Annotated in this window: 14 protein-coding genes; 7 read left to right on the top strand and 7 right to left on the bottom strand. The window is 72.5% G+C overall.

Going from position 1 to position 18,213, the window contains the following annotated elements:
* The first annotated feature begins 206 nt into the window (after window positions 1-206).
* Window positions 207-2,129: a ricin-type beta-trefoil lectin domain protein gene (locus tag ACFWI4_RS01925; protein WP_387189780.1), complete on the top strand. Its 1,923-nt coding sequence runs from the start codon at window positions 207-209 to the stop codon at window positions 2,127-2,129.
* Here ACFWI4_RS01925 and ACFWI4_RS01920 read toward each other — a convergent pair.
* Window positions 2,126-3,040 (bottom strand): DUF4239 domain-containing protein, encoded by a 915-nt coding sequence (locus ACFWI4_RS01920; RefSeq protein ID WP_387189778.1) that lies wholly within the window; start codon window positions 3,038-3,040, stop codon window positions 2,126-2,128. The two genes, ACFWI4_RS01925 and ACFWI4_RS01920, sit on opposite strands and share 4 nt — an antisense overlap.
* 51 nt (window positions 3,041-3,091) lie before the next feature.
* The gene (locus tag ACFWI4_RS01915) at window positions 3,092-3,862 is read right to left on the bottom strand and encodes a hypothetical protein (RefSeq protein WP_387189776.1); all 771 of its coding nucleotides are present in this window, start codon (window positions 3,860-3,862) and stop codon (window positions 3,092-3,094) included.
* Window positions 3,863-4,012: 150 nt separating this feature from the next.
* Between ACFWI4_RS01915 and ACFWI4_RS01910 the strand changes: the two genes are divergently transcribed.
* Window positions 4,013-5,158: a winged helix DNA-binding domain-containing protein gene (locus ACFWI4_RS01910; protein ID WP_387189774.1), complete on the top strand. Its 1,146-nt coding sequence runs from the start codon at window positions 4,013-4,015 to the stop codon at window positions 5,156-5,158.
* A gap of 41 nt (window positions 5,159-5,199) precedes the next feature.
* On the opposite strand, the gene ACFWI4_RS01905 is transcribed toward ACFWI4_RS01910, so the two are convergent.
* A complete protein-coding gene (locus ACFWI4_RS01905; RefSeq protein ID WP_387189772.1) occupies window positions 5,200-5,895 on the bottom strand; it encodes a response regulator in 696 nt (231 codons plus the stop codon).
* A complete protein-coding gene (locus ACFWI4_RS01900; protein WP_387189770.1) occupies window positions 5,892-7,160 on the bottom strand; it encodes a sensor histidine kinase in 1,269 nt (422 codons plus the stop codon). The genes ACFWI4_RS01905 and ACFWI4_RS01900 overlap by 4 nt, the downstream gene beginning before the upstream one ends.
* A 470-nt stretch (window positions 7,161-7,630) precedes the next feature.
* On the opposite strand from ACFWI4_RS01900, the gene ACFWI4_RS01895 reads away from it, so the two are divergent.
* Together ACFWI4_RS01895 and ACFWI4_RS01890 are read left to right on the top strand one after the other, a co-directional pair.
* Window positions 7,631-8,323, top strand: coding sequence for an ABC transporter ATP-binding protein (locus tag ACFWI4_RS01895; RefSeq protein WP_387189768.1), 693 nt, complete (start codon window positions 7,631-7,633; stop codon window positions 8,321-8,323).
* Window positions 8,320-10,764, top strand: a complete 2,445-nt coding sequence (locus ACFWI4_RS01890; RefSeq protein WP_387189766.1) for an ABC transporter permease — start codon at window positions 8,320-8,322, stop codon at window positions 10,762-10,764. Before ACFWI4_RS01895 ends, ACFWI4_RS01890 begins: the two co-directional genes overlap by 4 nt.
* 221 nt (window positions 10,765-10,985) lie before the next feature.
* On the opposite strand, the gene ACFWI4_RS01885 is transcribed toward ACFWI4_RS01890, so the two are convergent.
* The 3 genes from ACFWI4_RS01885 to ACFWI4_RS01875 form a co-directional block, all read right to left on the bottom strand.
* Window positions 10,986-12,200, bottom strand: coding sequence for a glycoside hydrolase family 3 N-terminal domain-containing protein (locus ACFWI4_RS01885; RefSeq protein WP_387189764.1), 1,215 nt, complete (start codon window positions 12,198-12,200; stop codon window positions 10,986-10,988).
* A gap of 213 nt (window positions 12,201-12,413) precedes the next feature.
* Window positions 12,414-12,785 (bottom strand): TraR/DksA family transcriptional regulator, encoded by a 372-nt coding sequence (locus ACFWI4_RS01880; RefSeq protein ID WP_387189761.1) that lies wholly within the window; start codon window positions 12,783-12,785, stop codon window positions 12,414-12,416.
* Window positions 12,786-12,829: 44 nt separating this feature from the next.
* Window positions 12,830-13,156 (bottom strand): TraR/DksA family transcriptional regulator, encoded by a 327-nt coding sequence (locus ACFWI4_RS01875; RefSeq protein ID WP_387189759.1) that lies wholly within the window; start codon window positions 13,154-13,156, stop codon window positions 12,830-12,832.
* Between the two features lie 421 nt (window positions 13,157-13,577).
* On the opposite strand from ACFWI4_RS01875, the gene ACFWI4_RS01870 reads away from it, so the two are divergent.
* The 3 genes from ACFWI4_RS01870 to secD all read left to right on the top strand — a co-directional run bounded on the left by ACFWI4_RS01870 (window position 13,578) and on the right by secD (window position 18,144).
* Entirely contained in the window at window positions 13,578-14,531 is a 954-nt protein-coding gene (locus ACFWI4_RS01870; RefSeq protein WP_385393681.1) for a HAMP domain-containing sensor histidine kinase, read from the top strand.
* Entirely contained in the window at window positions 14,528-15,193 is a 666-nt protein-coding gene (locus tag ACFWI4_RS01865; RefSeq protein WP_385393679.1) for a response regulator, read from the top strand. The genes ACFWI4_RS01870 and ACFWI4_RS01865 overlap by 4 nt, the downstream gene beginning before the upstream one ends.
* A 722-nt stretch (window positions 15,194-15,915) precedes the next feature.
* A complete protein-coding gene (secD, locus tag ACFWI4_RS01860; protein ID WP_387189756.1) occupies window positions 15,916-18,144 on the top strand; it encodes a protein translocase subunit SecD in 2,229 nt (742 codons plus the stop codon).
* The last annotated feature ends 69 nt before the right edge of the window (window positions 18,145-18,213 follow it).

Here is an 18,213-nt window from a genome sequence, read left to right as displayed (position 1 = left end):
CTGAACCGCCCGGAGGGATCTTCCGTCTCGTCTGGCCGGCGGGCAAGTGATCGCCCGGCCGACAGTCCGCGTACCACCCGCTCGACACACGAATCGGAGGCGACCCGGTTCCGCCCCGCGGCCGGTAGGGCCGCACGGGGAGGTCGGCGGGCCCATGAGTCCTCCGCGCCGCACGGCGCGGAGGTCAGACGGAAGAGGCTTGATCCGTGAGCAGAGAATCCCGTCCGCAGGACCTGTGGACGACGAAGGCGTTACGGCGGTCACCGCGGTGGATCACCGTCCTGGTCGCCGTCCTCAGCGCGGCAGCGGCCCTGCTGAGCGTTCCGCTGACCGCCGCGCCCGCGCACGCCGTCAACGGTGACGGCACTTCCCGCTTCGCCTCGTACAACATGCGCGGCTCCGACAACGGCGGCCGCTGGGACTCGGAGCTGGTCGAGCTGGTCCGGCGGAATCCGGTGGTGGCACTGCAGGAGGCCGGCTCCGGTCCGCCGCCTCCGGGGCCCCAACTGCAGAACAACTTCGAGAGGCTCCGGCTCCACAGGACCCGCCCTTACAACCAGCCCGACGTGGTCACGGTCACGCGCTGGCCGCTGGGTTCGGAGGGCCGGGGTGAGAGCCGCTTCGTGTACTTCCTCCAGACCGATCCCCGCAGGATCACCGGTACCAGCCAGGACACCTGGGACGGCGGCCGGGTGAACCTGGCGACCGTCACCGACGCCCGTGCCGACGAGGTCGAAGTCATCGAGAACCCCTCCTACGACCCGGACCCGAACGCCCCGAACAACCGCTACCGGGCCCGTCCGTTGCTGGGCCTGCGATTCGGGAACACGTGGTACTGGAACATCCACGCCCGCGGCGAGGACGTGGTCGAGCACAACGGCCGGCCCGGACTGCTCGACGAGCTCCGCGACTTCGCCGCCAGGCCTGCCCAACGCGGCCGGAGCTGGGTCCTGGCCGGCGACTTCAACCGGGACATCCTCAACCGCACCGACAGCGACGCCCGCGACCGGACCCTGCACCTGCGCGCCGACGAAACCCTGCTACGCACCAACCGGCCGACGTACATCGACGGCGACAGGCCCAGCGAGCTGGACTACGCGATCACGCACGGTCTGCCCGGCGGCTTCAGGGCGACCGTCCCGCGCGGTGCCGGATCCGACCACGCGGAGGTGCACTACGCCCGGACGGCACTGCCGGACCAGGGACCCACCCCGTCACACACCTACTCCGCCGCTCTGGGCACCATCACCGGCAACCAGATGCAGCTGAACCCGAACGGGACGTTCGGCGTCGGCCCCGCCGACTTCGGCAGCAGCCAGACGTTCCGGCAGAACACCACCGGCGCGGGCGCGCACACCCTCCAGGCGGGTGCGCGGGGCTGTGTCTCCGTGGCGTCCGCCGTCCGCCGGGACGTCTCCGACGCCCGGATCGTCGCCGGTCCGTGCGACGACCCACGGGCACAGTGGACGATCACCGACCCACGGCCCGACCCGCAGTGGAACGAGGACAACGGGGGACCGCAGCTCTGGCGGAACGTGGCCTTCCCCACGCTCTGCCTGACGCCGTCCAACAGGCAGGTGACCGCGACGGCCTGCAGCGCCGACGACGTTTCCCAGCGCTGGTGGAGCAGCGCCGTCGGACTGCCCAAGGACTGGCCGACGACCGCCGACAACGTGCGCCTGGAATCCGCCTTCATGGGCGGCCGCCTGCGGCGTTCCGGATCGGTGCCCGGCACCGGCGTCTACACCCAGCCCGCACCGCCCTGGTGGTGGTGGATCTACTGGCTGGCCTACGAGCGCAAGGACTACGGCTGGAACATCCAGCAGATCGAGCCGAGCGACAACCTGGTGCGCTTCCAGAGTCTGGACGGTGACAACCGGTGCCTGGGCGTGCTCAGCGAGCGTGCCCCGTCGGGGACCGACGCCGTGCTGCGGACGTGCGACGACGCACGCGGCTTCGACGCGGCCGGCCAGCGCTGGCTGGCCGAGACCTATGCGGACGGCACCATCCGCTACCGCAACGAGGCCGACCACCTGTGCCTCCTCGCCCCCGACGCCACCCACGGCAACGTCACCCTGGCGTCGTGCAACGACACCCTGGCCCAGCGCTGGAAGGTGGAGACTCCCTAGGGTCTGTCCGACGACCTCTGGTCACCGGCCCGGTGTGCCGTGTCCAGGGTCCGGTGTCCAGGGAGTGTGCCGGCCGCCCTGTGCGAGGGGTTGGTGTCCCGCGTCCAGTACTGGGCCAGGGCACCCTCCTTGTACGGGGCGGGGCTGACGCTGAGTTCGCCGGCGAACGGGCGGTCCAGGACGAAGACCAGGAGCAGGCTGAAGCCGACGAGCCCGGCGACCGAGGCGACGAAGAGGACCTGCACCCTCAGTTTGCGCATGCCGTAGAGGAAGGTGAGGGGCACCAGGACCATTGCGCCGCCGAAGGCCAGGACCTGGAGCAGCGGGGGGAGTTCCTGGCGGGCCATGGTGATGCGGGCGCGGCGCTGGGAGGCGACGTCGTTGAGGTGGGTCACGGCCTCCTGGTAGAAGACCTGCTCGCTCTGGCTCTTCGGGTCGTACTGCTGGAGCGCCTGGAAGGCGGCGCCGAGGTGGACTTCGGTGGCTCCGTAGCTCGGGTTCCCCGCGCGCATCCGGGGCCACTGGTCCTCGACGACCGCGTGGACGTATCCGTTCATGGTGGAGTCGAGGCGGGTCCGCACCTGCGCCGGGAACGCGGCGGCGTCACGGGTGATGAGCGCCGCGTCGGTGGCCTCGGTGGCGACGATGGTCTGGGTGTCCTCCAGTTGGGTCCACAGGGTGACGATGACGAAGGCGAGGATGATCCCGTAGATCGCGCCGAACATGCCGAGGGTCACCCCGACCATCTCGTTGTGTTCGCCGCGGGCCACCGAGGGATATCTGCGGCGCAGCAGCACGCTGCCGCAGACGGCGAGGAGGACGGTTCCCCCGACGATCGCGACGGTCAGCGTGAAGGTGCTGAAGTGGTTGAGCAGCCAGAGCGAGAGATGCGTGGAGTCGAGAGGGGACACGCCTGCCCAAACGCCCGCCGCCGACAGGCGCTACGGGTGTGGCCTGCAAGTTCACACCACCGGGTGAGGGACCAGCCCGTCGTAGGTCCGGAACGTGTAGGTCGCGTCGTAGGTCATCAGATTTCCGGTCGGCGCGGGCAGTCCCAGGCGGCGGTCGAGCGCCGGTGTGAGGGGTCCGCAGTGTTCGGCGGCCGGGGCGGTGAAGCTGTCGTCGTAGGCCGAGAACTCGATCACGGGCGGATCCTGCGAGATCCACACCGAGGGCCCCGAGCGCTTGAGCCGGAAGTCGAGCGGGGCGCTCGCTCCGATGGTGCATCCGTGCGCCAGCAGCGGGCTCGACAGCCTCAGGCGCAGGCTGAACTGCCCGGTGTAGAAGTCGGATCGGCCGCCGTACACGGGCTGTATCGCCAGGCGGAGCAGTCCCGCGCGGTCGCCCGCCGCGGTGCCGGTCAGACCGCCGGGAACGGGGGTCGGCGTGCTGCGCATGGCACCCCAGACCTGTCCCGGAGTGCCGTCGGGCATCGGTCCTTCGGCGTGGGTCATGGTGATCGGGGCGAGGGCCACGTGGATCTTGCCGATCGTCAACAGCGGCGCCGCGGTGTGGACTTCGCAGCGCCAGCGGGACGGGTCGGCCCCGGCGGGCAGGGCGGGGCAGTCGCTGAAGTCGGCCGCGGCCGGGGTGGCGGTGGAACTCCCCTCCGCCCAGGCGTGGTTCGGCGTGTACGCGCCCACCAGTCCCGTCAGGGCGGCGGCACCGGCGAGGGTGAGCGCGGCGCGGCGGGCGAGGGAGGGGCGACGGCTGTCGGGTGTCGTGTTCAACATGGTCACAGCGTGCTCGCCGCGCCCCGGTCGCCGCCATCGGTGACGTCCCCGCCTCGACCCTGAGACGACCCTGACGGCATGTCAGGGGTCGGCGGGGGCAGGGCTCGTGTCCACGGGCGCGTGGAGCCGCGGGGGCGGGATAATCCCGGTGTGACCCTCACCGAGCGACAGCTCACCCTGGCGACCCTGGACCGTCAGCTGCTCCTGGAGCGCGGGCGTCTGGACGTGACGGAGGCCGTCCGGCGCGTCTGTGCCGTACAGGCCCAGGCCCCCGCATCGCCGTACCTTGCCCTGTGGAACCGCGTCGAGGGCTTCGTGCCGGAGGATCTGGACGCGGCGTTCGCGGACCGGCGGATCGTCAAGGCGACCCTCATGCGGATCACCCTGCACGCCGTCCACGCCGACGACTACGCGCCCTACCACGCGGCCATGGTCCGGAGCCTGCGGGCCTCGCGGCTCTACGACCGCCGCTACACCTCGACCGACCTGACCGAAGAGGACGCCGACGGGATGCTGGCGGAACTCGCCGCGTTCTTGGCGCGCCCGCACGTCGGAGCCGACGTGGAGCGGGAGTTCACGGCAGGCTTCGGTGAACGGGCACAGCGTGTGTGGTGGGCGCTGCGGACGTACGCGCCGATCCAGCACACGCCGACCGGCGGACCGTGGTCCTTCAGACTGCCGAACACCTATCTCGCCTCACCGGTCGACCCGGGGGAGGAGACGCAGGAAGCTGCGGCGGCCGGTGTACGACGGCTCCTGCTCGACCATCTCCGGGCGTTCGGACCGGCGACGGCGCGGGACTTCGCCCGGTTCACCCTGCTGGGACGCCCCGTGATCACGCAGGCGCTGAGCGAGCTCGGCGACCGGGTCGTGCGGGTTCACGGACCGGGCCGGGCCGTCCTGTACGACCTGCCGGACGCCACCGTGCCCGCCGAGGACACCCCCGCACCGCCGAGGCTGCTCCCGATGTGGGACAGCACGCTCCTGGCCCACGTCCTCCCCGGGCGCGTCCTGTCCCAGGACCACCGGCCCCTCGTCGTCCGGCGCAACGGCGACATCCTGCCCACCCTGCTCGTCGACGGCCGGGTCGCCGGTGTGTGGCGCGCCCTCGACGACGGGCTGGAACTGACCGCGTTCCACGAGCTGGGCAAGGCGGCCTGGCGCGGCCTCACCGAGGAGGCGGAGAGACTGGCGGCCCTGCTCGCGGAACGCGACCCTGCTCCGTACAGCCGGTACAACCACTGGTGGGACAAGGGGATCCCGGGCGTCGAGACCAGGATGGTCAAGGGCGGCTGACCGGGCGCGAACGGGACCGGGCCGCGCCCGGAACGGGGTTCTCAGCCGACGCCGGGCGGCCCCTGCGGTGAGATCAGGCCGCTCTCGTAGGCGAGCACGACGGCCTGCACCCGGTCCCTCAGGTCCAGTTTCGACAGGATGCGGCCCACGTGCGTCTTGACCGTGGTCGGGCTGAGGAAGAGCCGGTCCGCGAGTTCCGCGTTGCTGAGGCCGGTGGCCAGCAGGCGCAGCACCTCCAGTTCACGTGGGGTCAGCCCGGACAGATCGCGGTGCGTGCCGGTCCGCGGGGACTCCTGCCGGTGCGCGAACCGCTCGATCAGCCTGCGGGTGATCGTCGGCGCGAGCAGCGCGTCACCGGAGCGCACCAGGCGCACGGCCGCAACGAGATGCTCGGGAGTGACGTCCTTGAGCAGGAAGCCGCTCGCTCCGGCGGTGAGCGCCGCGTACACGTAGTGGTCGAGGTCGTACGTCGTGAGGATGATCACCCGGGTGGCCACCGGGCCGTCGGGTCCGCCGCCGAGAATGCGCCGGGTGGCCTCGATGCCGTCCATCCGTGGCATCCGGATGTCCATGAGGACGACGTCGGGGCGGGTGCGTGCGACGGCCTCGACCGCCTCGGCCCCGTCCGCCGCCTCGGCCGTCACCTCGATGCCGTCGGCGGCGAGGATCATCCCGAACCCCGTACGCACCAGGGCCTGGTCGTCCGCGATCACGGCGCGCAGGGCGGGCCCGTTCACACCGCCTCCCACGGCACGCGGGCCGTGACCCGGTATCCGCCGGTGGGCGCCGGACCTGCGGTCAGCTCGCCGCCGTAGACCGCCAGCCGCTCGCGCAGGCCGATCAGTCCGCGGCCGTTGCCGTCCACCGACGGCGAGTCCCGGACGGCTCCCGTGTCCGTGACCTCCAACTCCAGCCAGGAACCGGCGAATCCGATCCGCACCGCCGCCTCGGCCCCCGCCGCGTGCTTGATCGTGTTCGTGAGGGCCTCCTGGACCACGCGGTACGCCGTGAGCTCCACCCCGGGCGGCAGCGCCCGGGGCGGCAGAGACACCGTGAGGCGCACCGGTGTCCCGGCGGCCCGCACCCGCTCGGCGAGCGCGTCGAGCCGGCCGAGACCGGGCTGCGGCTCCAGGCCGTCGGCGGTCTCGGCACTGGAGCCCGGACCCGCCAGCAGACCCATCACATGGCGGAGTTCGGCCATCGCCGCACGGCCGCCTGCCTCCACCGCCAGCAGGGCCTCCTTGGACCGCTCCGGGGCGGCGTCCATCACCTTGCGCGCCGCGCCCGCCTGTATGACCATCACGCTCACATTGTGGGTGACGACGTCGTGGAGCTCGGCGGCTATCCGGGCGCGCTCCTCCTCCACGGCCCGGCGCATGGCCGCCTCCTGGGCCCGCTGGAGGTCGGTGAAACGCTGTCGGCCGGCCTCCAGCCGCAGCCGCCCGAGCCGGACGAGACTGGCCAGCACCCCGACGACCAGGAGCACGACGGCGGGGCTCGACCAGCCCGGCAGCATGGGATCCGTGTCCCGGAACGCGACGCCCGCCAGCACGGCCGTGAAGATCAGCGCCGTCAGGGCCCGCGCCCGGTAGCGGCTGTGCGCGACGGCTCCGTACGCGGCGACACTCCAGGTCAGCACGTTGATCCAGGAGACGGCGCCCCCCAGGGCCAGCACGGCGGCGGCGATCACCCCGAACGCGAGCAGCGGAAAGCGGCGCCTGGCCATGAGCGGCAGCGCCGACAGGACGACCAGGACGGTGGGCGCGTTGGACCGCGGGTCGTCCACGTCCCCCGGGCCGGGAGCCGGAGGCGCCGGGGGCGTGAGCGCGTCCCGGCCCACGGTCACGGCCCTGGAACTGATCCGCACCGGCCCGTCGCCCGGGTAGCGCGCCGCCACGACCAGCGCGACCACCGTCAGCACGAGCGCCAGTACGACGTCCACGCGCACCGCACGCCGGGACAGCGGTTCGGGCTCACCCTCCGGCCCCATCGCGGCACGCATCCGCGCCCACCACGTCCCCGACCGGAGTCCCTCACACACCCGCGCCCACCACCAGTCCGGCCGCAGCCCGTCGGGCGCCCGTCCCGTCCCCGGCCGCGTCGCCCCGCTCATGTCCGCCCGTCCCGTGGCCGGCAGCGGTACGTCACGCACCCGCGGCCTCCCCGAAGCCGTACGCCGTGGGTCCGCTCCCGCCGGCCGTCCGCCCCTGACCCCTCACCCGGCCGCTCGTACGGCTCCTCGTGCTCCATCCGCACATTGTGCGGGCCCCGGCCACGGGTCCACGTCCCCCTGCGCGACCGGCCCGCCCGTCCGCGGGGAGTACTCCTCCAGGATGACCCCGCGGCCTGGTCCTCCCGGGGGAGGGCCCCATGTCGGTGCCACGGCCGACGCGCCCCGCCCGCGTCCGCCCGTACGTTCACCGGGCCCGCACCGGGCAGCGACCTCCCGACCGACGAAGGACGGACACACCCATGACTCACGTGATCGAACTGGAGGGCGTGGCCAAGCGGTACGGCGGCGCCGACGCCCCGGCACTGGGGCCGGTCGATCTCGCCGTGGCCCAGGGCGAGGCCCTGGCCGTGACGGGGCCGTCCGGCAGCGGCAAGTCCACGCTGCTCAACCTCGTCGCCGGTCTCGACCGGCCGAGCGAGGGCTCCGTGACCGTGGCCGGGCAGCGCATCGACCGGCTGAGCGAGCACGCCCTGGCCCGGTTCCGGCGCGAACACATCGGCATGGTCTTCCAGTTCTTCAATCTGCTCGACGACCTGACCGTCGCCGACAACATCCGGCTCCCCGCCCAACTGACCGGAACCGCCCGGCGCGTGGCCGCCTCCCGCGCCGCGGAGCTCATGGAGGTCCTAGGCATCCAGAAGCACGCCCGCGCCTACCCGGGCCGGTTGTCCGGCGGGGAGCGCCAACGGGTCGCCGTCGCAAGGGCCTTGGTGAACAGGCCCGCCCTGCTGCTCGCCGACGAGCCGACCGGCGCACTGGACACCGCGTCGGGGCAGGAGGTCCGCGACCTGCTCGTGGACCTGCACCGTGGTGGGCAGACCGTCGTGCTGGTCACGCACGATCTCGAACTGGCGCGGGCCTGCGCGCACCGCACCATCCATCTGGTCGACGGTCACGTCGCCGTCGACACGGAAGCGGAGGCCGTCCGATGACGCGGTTCGGCAACGGGGCCCTGGGGCGGGTCGTACGGTCCGGGGTCGGCAGACGGCGCGTCCAGACGGTCGTGATCGCCGTGGCCACGATGATGGCGGTCGCCTCGGCCGTGGTCGCCGGTTCCCTCCTGGTCGCCACGAACGCGCCCTTCGACCACGCCTTCGCCCGGCAGCACGGGGCGCATCTCACCGCGGAGTTCGACCCGCACCGGGCGAGCGCGGCCCAACTGGCGGGCACCCGGCGCCTGGAGGGGGTCACGGCGAGCGCGGGACCCTTCCCCTCCATGACGATCAGCCCGGTGGGCACGGACGGCGGACACCTGCCCGCGCTAACGCTCGTCGGACGGCCCGGAACCGGGAAGGACGTGGACGAGCTGGACCTGAAGTCCGGCCGCTGGGCCCGGAGTCCGGGCGAGATCGTGCTGTCCCTCGGGTTCTCCGGCCCGCTTCTCAAGCTCGGCTCGACACTGATGAGTTCGGACGCCGCCGACGCCCGGAGCCTGACCGTCGTCGGCTTCGCGCTGTCGGCCGGCCAGAGCGGCGACATGTGGGCGACCCCCGCGGAGGTCAGGTCCCTGGCGACCGGGGGCACCACCCTCACCGACCAGATGCTCTACCGCTTCGACTCCGCGGCCACCACGTCGCAGATCGCGGCGGACCGGAAGAGGCTCACCGCCGCCGTGCCGTCAGGGGCGCTGGTCGGCACCCAGTCGTGGCTCGACACCAAGCGCGCCACGGAACGGGGCACCGCGGCGACCATCCCCTTCCTGTTCGCGTTCGGCGTGCTCGGCATCGTCATGTCCGTGATCATCGTCGGCAGTGTGATCAGCGGCGCCGTCGGCACCGGTCTGCGCAGGATCGGCATCCTCAAGGCCATCGGATTCACCCCGCGCGAGGTCGTACGGGCCTATGTGGCCCAGGCGTTGATCCCCGCCGCGGCCGGCATCACGCTCGGCGTCGGCCTCGGCAACCTGCTGGCACTGCCGCTGCTGCGCGACACCGAGTCCGCGTACGGCACGGTGTCGCTCTCGGTCGCCTGGTGGGTGGACGTCGTGGTGCCGGCCGGCGCGCTGCTCGTGGTGGCCGTCGCGGCCCTGGTACCCGCGCTCCGGGCCGGGAGACTGCGTACGGTCGAGGCCATCGCCGTCGGCCGGGCGCCGCGCACCGCCCGCGGCCAGTGGGCGCATCGCGCCGCGGGACGGCTTCCGCTGCCCCGCCCGGTGACGTACGGACTCGCGAGCCCGTTCGCCCACCCCGTGCGCGCCGTCGCGATGGTGCTGGCGGTCGCCTTCGGAACCGTCGCCGCGACGTTCGCCGTCGGGCTGACACAGTCCCTGGACGCGGTGGCGCACGCGCAGGATCCCGAGAACCGCGCCGATGTCACAGCCGTCAGCGGCGGCCCCGGCCCCGGCTCAGGACCGGGCGTGGTGGAGAGGAAGGGGAAGCCGGGGGCCGGCCCCGCGCGGTCGGCGACCCCGGGCTCGAACCGGCAGCAGGGGGCCGCGGGTTCGAACCAGGATCGGACTCCCGCGGACCCGGCCGCGATGCACGCCGCGATCGCCGCCCAGCCCGGCACCGCCTCGTACTACGGCACGGCGACGGGCGACGCCACGGTGTCCGGGATCTCCGGCACCGTCCGGGCCGTCCTCTACCAGGGAGACTCCCGACCCGGCGGCTACGAGATGATCGCCGGGCACTGGCTCTCCGGGCGGGGCCAGGTCGTGGTGCCCAGCCGCTTCCTGGAGCGGACGGGCACCAGGATCGGCGGGACCGTGCGGGTCACGTTCGAGAAGGAGACGGTGACCCTGAGGATCGTCGGCGAGGCCTTCGACACGTCGGACGACGGCACGCGGGTCCACGCGGACCTCGACAGCTTCACGAAGGCCGAGCCGACGGCCTTCCACATCGAGGTCAAGCCGGGAGTCGCGCCCGCCGACTACGCCGAGAAGCTCAGCGCGGCGGTCAAGCCGCTGGGCGGTGACGCGTTCGCCGAATCCTCCCCCGAGGGAGGGAACATGATCGTCCTGCTGGAGGCGATGGCTGCCCTGCTCACCCTGATGCTGGTCTCCGTCGCGGGGCTCGGCGTACTCAACTCCGTCGTCCTGGACACCCGCGAGCGCGTCCACGACCTCGGGGTGTGCAAGGCGCTCGGCATGTCCCCGCGTCAGACGGTGAGTCTCGTCCTCGCCTCGGTGGCCGGGATCGGTGTGGTCGGCGGAGCGATCGGCGTCCCGGCCGGGTTCGCGCTGCACGACTATGTGCTGCCGGTCATGGGACGGGCCGTGAGCACCGGCCTGCCGCCGTCGGTCCTCGACGTGTACGACCCCGCGCAACTGGCGCTGCTGGGCCTGGCCGGGGTGCTCGTCGCGGTGCTGGGGGCGCTGGCCCCGGCGGGATGGGCGGCGAAGGTCCGCACGGCCACGGCGCTGCGAACGGAGTGACGGGCCCGCGCCCTTCGACCGGGACCGGACCTGCGCCCTTCGGCCGGGGCGGCCTGCACCCTTCGGCCGGGACGGCCGGTACGCGAGCCGGACGGCGGTTGCGACCGCGTCCGGCCGCACCCGGCCGGTCAGTTGCCCGTCACCCGGCCGGTCGGCCGCGCGTCACGCGCCCGGCCAGGTTCCAACTCCGCGGGCCGGTCAGCCGCGAGACACCCGGCCGGTCAGCTGCACGTCAGCAGGCCCGCCTTCTGCTTGGCGTTCAGGACGCGGTGCACGCTCTGACCGACCTGTGTGCGGAAGGCCGAGCTCTGCGTCATCCGGTTCTGAACTGCCTTGGTCATGGCCGGGATCAGGTTCGGTTCGACCGTCAGGACCACGTCACCGCCGGCGGAGATGAACTTGACGGCACGGTCGCCCGGGGCCACGGCCCTGACCGCCACCGCGTTGCCGAGGTCGTCCGAGATGACGACACCCTTGAAGCCCATGTTCTTGCGGAGCATGGTCTGGATCACCGTGGGGGAGAACGCGGCCCGGTTCCTCGCGTCGATCTTGCTGTACGTCGCCGAGGAGATCATGACGAACGGCGCCCCGGCGTCGATACCGGACTTGAACGTGCTGACGCTCGGGCTCGAACTCGTGGTCACGGTGTCCACGACGTTGGCCGTGGTGTCGGTGTTGCCGCGGACGAAGCCGAGTCCGGGGAAGTGCTTGAGCGTGGCCAGCACCCCGGACTGGAGCGAACCTTCGAGGAACGCGTTGCTGTGGGGCGCCACCACCGCCGCGGTGTGGCCGAACTCGCGGTTGAACTTGCCGATCGGAGCGTTGGCCGTGCCCAGGCTCGCCGGCACGACGTCCGCGACGGGCGCGAGGTTCAGGTTGACTCCGGCCGACTTGAGCTCCTTGGCCCACACGGCGGACTCGCTGCGCAGCTTCGTCGTCGTCCACGTTCCCTGCGTCAGCGCGCTCGGCATGGTCGAGAAACCGGGCCCGGTCAGCACCTGGACCTGGCCGCCCTCCTGGTCCGTCGAGACCAGGAGTCCCACGCGGTGCCCGGCCACGCTGTCGGCCTTCGCCTGGAGACCGTTCACCAGGTTCTTGGTCGCCGCCGTCCCGGCGTTGCTGCGCCCGGCGAGGAACACCGAACCGACGTGGTACTGGCGCATGAGCGCGATCCGCGCGCTGTTCGGAGCGGACGGCGTGACCGACCCCATGAAGAGCTGACCGACCCGCTGTGCCGTCGTCATCGCCGAGTACGTCCTGTCGGCGCAGGTGGACGCCGCGAGCTTGGAGGCCGGAACGGACGGGTCGATCGTCGCGGCCTGCGAGATCTGCACGCCCCCGACTCCGGCCGCCGCGATGCACACGGCAAGCGAGGATGCGATCCAGACACGTCGGTCGACGCCGGAGCGACGGGTGGGCGACTGGTGTGAAGCCATGGAGACACTCCGAGGATGCCTGCTGGGGGGCCGCTTGTGGCGTGAGCGGAAGGGCAGTTGCCGTGTCCAGCGTACCTCCGTACCGATCGGCCGACTCCGGACGTGCGGGACCGCCCCCCTGCGCCGCGCGAAGCAGGGGGGCGGAGGCCGACGGAGTGGACGGGAGTTCCCGGCGCGGTGACAATTGCGTGGGGACGGGGACGGCTCAGAGGGTCACCGGCCGGCCTCCCTGACCTGCTGGCAGCGGGTGCAGTAGCGGGCCTGGGGCACGATCAGCAGCCGCTCCCGGGCGATGGGCCTGCGGCACAGATGGCATCCGCCGTAGCGGCACTCGTCCATCCGCTTCAGCGCGGCCTCGACGTCGGCCAGAACCATGCGGGCGGACGCCGCGAGCTTGACGCGGACCTCGGTCTGGGAAGCGGCCTGCCGGTCGAGGAACGCGTCGGCCCGGAGCGCGGCGGCCGAGAGCTGCTGGAGCTGTTCCCGCCGGAACAGGCGCTGTTCGTGCAGGTTCTCGCGCAGTGCGGCGAAGTCCTCGACGGACAGACTCGTGTCGCGGTCGTCGATGGTCTGGCGGTTCACCAAGTCACCCCCTGGGCAAGGCGGGAGGAAGAGCGGACTGCTGTCTGTCAGACGGTGTCGCGCTGACAGGGGACGCAGAAGCGCGTGTGCGGCAGGATCTCCAGGCGTTCCACCGGAATGGGCTTGGAGCAGTTCCCGCAGAGGCCGTAGCTGCCGTCCCCGACCCGGGCGACGGCGGCCTCGACCTCCTTGAGGACGCGCCCGATCGTGGCCTTCTGCGCGGCCATCACCTGTTCCTCCGCGTCCGGCCCCGCCTCGCCGATGGCCCGCAGCTGGGTGAGGCGGGAGGCACGTTCGTGTTCGAGGCGCTGGAGGGCCTCGTGCGCCGTCAGCCGTTCGTGACGGGTCGCGGTCTGGGGCGAATCGAGCGACATGACCGTTCCTTCTTCGAGCAGGAGGGGGATCGCCCCGGCGGACGGCGGGCAGGCAGCCGCCGGGGCGATGTCAGGGGCCGCGGGGGCCGTGACGTCTCCACCCTGGCCGTGGTGCCCCGTGAATCCCATCGGGCGCGATACCCATCCGCGGCGGCCCCCGGGTCCGTCACGGCGTGGGCGGCCCCGGCCCGGGAAATGGGCATGGGAACCCATGTACGGGAAGACGCGCAGCGGGCAGCCTGGTCGGCAGGCCGGTCGGGACGAGTGGCCGCGGCTCGGGCGGGGACCTGTCCGGTCGATCGCGGTGGAGAGTGCCGACGGCGCTCGGCGTCTCCACCGTGGTCGACCGGAGAGGTCCCGGGGTGCACGGTGGCCGAGAGTAGAAGGCAAAGCGTGTCACTCAGCGAGAGGCGTCATCCCGGTGTCCATGTTCTGGCGGATCTACGCGCTCAACGCGGTCGTGCTGGGAAGCGCCACCGCGCTGCTGCTGTGGGCTCCCGTGACCGTCTCCGTACCGGTGGTGCTGACCGAGGCGGTCATCCTCGTGGCCGGCCTGGCCGTCATGCTGGTGGCCAACGCGGCCCTGCTGCGGATCGGCCTGAGCCCGCTCGACCGGCTCACCCGGATGATGACCACGGTCGACCTGCTGCGCCCCGGCCAGCGGCTGCCGGAACGGGGCCGCGGTGAGATCGCCGAGCTGATCCGCACCTTCAACGCCATGCTCGAACGCCTCGAACACGAGCGGGCCACCAGCAGCGCCCGCGCCCTGTTCGCGCAGGAGACGGAGCGCCGCCGTATCGCCCAGGAACTGCACGACGAGGTCGGCCAGAGCATGACCGCGATCCTGCTGGCCCTCGAACGGGCCGCGGGCGAGGCGGACGAGCCCCTGCGCGGTGAGCTCCGGCAGGTGCAGGAGATCACCCGGGGGAGTCTGGACGAGGTGAGCCGGCTGGCCCGCCGGCTCCGGCCCGGCGCACTCGACGACCTCGGTCTCATCAGCGCCCTGACCTCGCTGACCAGCGAGTTCGCCACGCATGTCGGACTGCGCGTGGTGCGACGCTTCGACACCGGCCTGCCCGCGTTCGACCCGCAGACGGAGCTCGTGCTGTACCGCGTCGCCCAGGAAGCCCTGACCAACGCCGCCCGGCACGCCGAGGCGGACCAGGTCGAGGTGAGTCTGCGCCGCACCGGCGAGGCGGTGGTGCTGGCCGTCGTCGACGACGGCCGCGGCACCGGCGTCGCCCGTGAAGGGGCCGGCATCCGCGGCATGCGCGAGCGGGCCCTGCTCATCGGGGCCACGCTGGATGTCACCTCCCAGCCGCAGACCGGCACCCGGGTCGAACTGACCGTGCCCCTCCTCAGGAAGCAGCCATGAGCACCCCCCACAGCTCCGTGATCCGTATCCTCCTCGCCGACGACCACGCCCTGGTACGGCGCGGGGTTCGGCTCATCCTCGAACGGGAACCGGACCTGGAGGTCGTCGCCGAGGCGGGGGACGGGGCGGAGGCCATCGAGCTGGCCCGCACCCACGAGGTCGACCTGGCGGTGATGGACATCGCCATGCCCCGGCTGACCGGCCTCCAGGCCACCCGGGAACTGCTCGCGCTGAAGCCCGGGGTACGGGTGCTGATGCTGACGATGCACGACAACGAGCAGTACTTCTTCCAGGCGCTGAAGGCCGGCGCGGGCGGCTATGTGCTCAAGTCCGTGGCGGACCGCGACCTGGTGGCGGCGTGCCGGGCCGCCATGCGGGACGAACCCTTCCTGTATCCGGGCGCGGTCACGGCGCTCATCCGCAACTACCTCGACCGGGTCCGCCACGGCGAGGAACTGCCCGAGCGGGTGCTGACCGCGCGCGAGGAGGAGGTCCTCAAACTCGTCGCCGAGGGCCACTCCTCCAAGGAGATCGCGGAGATGCTCTTCATCAGCATCAAGACCGTCCACCGGCATCGGGAGAACATCCTGCACAAGCTCGGTCTCCGTGACCGGCTGGAGCTCACCCGCTACGCGATCCGCGCCGGCCTCATCGAGGCCTGAGCCCGCCCAGCGCCTCAGGGTTTCGTACGTACAGCTTTCAGCGGACGGTCACCGACAGACGGGGGGACGGGGGGATGCGGACAGGGGGACGGGGGGTGGTCCGCCGCGCGTGCGGCGTTCAGGGCATCCGTGGCCCGGGCCCGACGGCGCGGCCGAACGCGCTGCTCGCCGTCCTCGTCGGCCTCCTCACCTTCCTCGCCCTGCTCGGCCCGTCCGCCCTCGGCAGCGCTGAACACCCCCGGGCAGCGGACGCCGACACCGTGCACAGCCTCGACAGCGCGTACAGCGCCGACGGAATTCGCAGCGTCGACAGCGTGCACGGCGCGGGCGACGCCGACAGCAGTCACACCGCCGCCAGCCCGCACAGCCCGCACAGCCCGCACAGCCCGCACAGCGTGCACAGCCCGCACAGCGTGCACAGGGCGGACGACGGTGACCCGGGTGTCCGTGCAACTGCCGTCCGGGGCCATCGGGACGCCGTCGGCCAGCGGCACGTTCCTCCGTTCTCCGCCCCGGGGGCGTCGCACCGCACGGCAGGGGGCCCGCTCCGGCCCGGACGGAGTCCGGTCACGGCGGCAGGCCCGCCCGCATCGGAACGACCGGCACTCCGCCATGGGGTCCGGGCACCCCCTCGCTCTCCGGCATCCGAACCCAGTCCTTCCCTCTCTCCCTTCTGACCGCGGCCACAGTCCTGGCCGCGGTGTGCCTGCCGGAGGCCCGCCGTGAACCGATCCCAGCGCATCAGAGGGCTGATCGCCCTCGCCGCCGTCGCCCTTTCCCTCTACGTCGCGCTGACCGTGCCCGTCCATCTGGGGCTCGATCTGCGGGGCGGTACCCAGATCGTGCTGGAGACCCGCCCCACCGACGACGCCGACGCCGGCGGCGAGGCGACGGACCGCACGGTGGAGGTGCTGCGCGGCCGGATCGACGCGCTCGGTGTCGCCGAGCCGACCATCGTCCGCTCCGGCAGCGACCGGATCGTCGTCGAACTTCCCGGCCTCCAGGATCCGCGGAAGGCGTCCGACGTGCTCGGCCGCACCGCCCAGCTCACCTTCCACCGGGTGCTCGGCACGGCGGCCGACGCCCACGAGACGCCCCAGCCGCTGCCCAAGCGGCCCCACGAGCGGGTGATCGCCGACGAGTCCGGTCAGCCGCTGCGCCTCGACGCGGCCGCGCTGACCGGCAAGGACGTCGAGAAGGCGGTCGCCGGCTTCGACCAGCAGGGCGGTGCCGGCTGGCACGTGACCGTCGACTTCAAGGGAACGGGTGAGAAGGGCTGGGCCCGCCTGACCGGCGACGCGGCCTGCCACCCGGCCGGAGCCCCGGCCCGCCGGGTCGCCATCGTCCTGGACGACAAGATCATCTCTTCGCCGCAGGTGGCCCCCTCCGTCGCCTGCCGGTCCGGCATCGACGGCGGCACCACGCAGATCACCGGAACCTTCGGCGACAGCGAGGCCAAGGAACTGGCCCTGCTGATCAACGGCGGCGCCCTGCCGGTGCCCGTCGAGACCGTCGAGCAGCGCACCGTCGGTCCCACCCTGGGCGCGCAGGCCATCACCGCCAGTGCCTGGGCCGCCGCCATCGGCACCGCTCTGACCGCGCTGTTCATCATCGCCGTCTACCGGGTCATGGGCGTCCTGGCGACCGTGGCGCTGGCCTGCTACGGACTCATCTCCTACGCCGCCCTCGCCGTCCTCGGCGCGACCCTCACCCTTCCGGGCCTGGCCGGGTTCGTGCTGGCCATCGGCATGGCGGTGGACGCGAACGTGCTCGTCTTCGAAAGGGCCCGCGAGGAGTACGCCTCGCGCCGGTGTCCCACCCCGCGGTCGTCCCTGACCGCGGGATTCCGCAGGGCCCTCAGCGCCATCGCCGACTCCAACATCACCACCCTCATCGCCGCGGGCCTGCTGTTCTTCCTGGCCTCGGGGCCCGTGCGCGGGTTCGGCGTCACGCTGGGCATCGGCGTGCTCGCGTCCATGGTCAGCGCGCTGGTGGTCACCCGGGCCCTCGCCGACCTCGTCGTCGCCCGCCCCCTGCTGCGCCGCCGTCCCCACCTCACCGGCCTCGCCCACATCGGCGCCGTCCGCGCCCGTCTCACCCGGAGCGGGCCGGACCTGATGCGCCGGTCCCGCCGGTGGCTGGCCGTCTCCGCCGCCGCGCTCGTCCTCGCCACCGCCGGTATCGCCGTGCGCGGCCTCGACTTCGGTGTCGAGTTCACCGGCGGCCGCCTCATCGAGTACGCCACCGCCGGGCCCGTGGACGCCGACCGGGCCCGTACGGCGCTCGCGGACGCCGGCTTCCCCCGGGCCGTCGTCCAGACCTCGGGCGAGAGCCGGCTCACCGTCCGTACCCATCAGCTGACCGACGCCCAGGCGGCCACCGTCGACGGCACGGTCGGGGGGCTTGCGGGCCGGGCCGACAAGGTCCGTGACGAGGCCGTCGGGCCGAGCCTCGGCAAGGAGCTCCGCCAGGGTGCCCTCATCGCCCTCCTCGTCGCCCTGGGCGCCCAGCTCGTCTATCTCGCCGCGCGGTTCCGGTGGTTCCTGGGAACCGCCGCCGTCGCCGCCCTGGCCCATGACACCGTGATCCTCGTCGGCGTCTTCGCCTGGCTCGGCAAGCCCGTCGACGGCGTCTTCGTGGCCGCGCTGCTGACCGTGATCGGCTATTCGGTCAACGACTCCGTCGTCGTCTTCGACCGGATCAGGGAACTGGTCCGCCGCGACGGCAAGGAGCCCTTCGCGCGCATCGCCAACCGGGCGCTCCTGGAAACGCTGCCCCGCACCGTCAACACCGGCATGGGCGCCGCGTTCATCCTCACCGCGCTGGCCGTACTCGGCGGCGACACCCTGACCGACTTCGCCCTCGCCCTCCTCATCGGCCTGGTCGTGGGCACCTACTCCTCGATGTTCACCGCCACACCGCTGGCCATCGTCCTGCACCGGCGCACATGAACGGTGCCGGAGCCGCGCGATCCCGGGAAACGCTCCGCATATCGTCAGCTTGACGATATGGTGGCGATG

The sequence above is a fragment of the Streptomyces sp. NPDC127038 genome (assembly GCF_042725875.1).
Taxonomy (GTDB): Bacteria; Actinomycetota; Actinomycetes; order Streptomycetales; family Streptomycetaceae; genus Streptomyces.
This window is presented reverse-complemented; position numbering and strand designations above follow the sequence as displayed.